At 59.7% G+C, this 638-nt stretch carries 1 protein-coding gene; it reads right to left on the bottom strand.

The annotated features are described in order from the left end of the window. Positions 1-41 precede the first annotated feature (41 nt). Positions 42-638: IS6 family transposase (locus DT23_RS02815; protein ID WP_051697006.1), on the bottom strand; the 597-nt coding region annotated here is incomplete at its 5' end.

Here is a 638-nt window from a genome sequence, read left to right as displayed (position 1 = left end):
GTTAACTCGCCGAGTTTGCAATTTGGCATGCCGGTCGTTGATCAAGCGGCATGTGCCGCGGATTTCCACGCCTCGAAAGCTTCGAGCCGATGGTAGCGGATGGTGAGAGCGGAACGACGGCAGGCCGGCACGGAGAAGGAATTACGGGTTACGGACTGCATGGAGACGAAGCGCTGCAATCCACCCGGCGATCGGAAGCCCTGCATTACTCGCTCTCGTTTTCGGAAAGGCAAGTGGCTGTTCTCTGCCCGGTTATTGAGACCCTTGTGGGACCAATGATCAAGGCCGGGAGCCACCTCACGTTTGGCGGCACCATAGGAGCGCAGTTTGTCCGTAATGATCCTTTTGGGAACGAAGCCCCAACGTTTCATCAGCTTGACCAAAAGCCGCTTTGCCGCGCACTTGTCTCGCCTCGATTGAAGGATTTCCTCAAGAACAACGCCGTGTTGGTCGACGGCACGCCACAGCCAGTGTGAGCGGCCCGCGATCGTCACGACGACTTCGTCCAGATGCCAGACATCGCCGGGGCGCGGCTGCCGTCGCCGCAGAACCTGGGCGATCAGGGGGCCGAACTTGACGCTCCAGCGCCGGATCGTCTCATACGAAACGTCTACGCCACGTGCCAGCATCAGCTCCTC

The organism is Thioclava indica, from assembly GCF_000714545.1.
In the GTDB taxonomy this organism is placed as follows: Bacteria; Pseudomonadota; Alphaproteobacteria; order Rhodobacterales; family Rhodobacteraceae; genus Thioclava; species Thioclava indica.
This window is presented reverse-complemented; position numbering and strand designations above follow the sequence as displayed.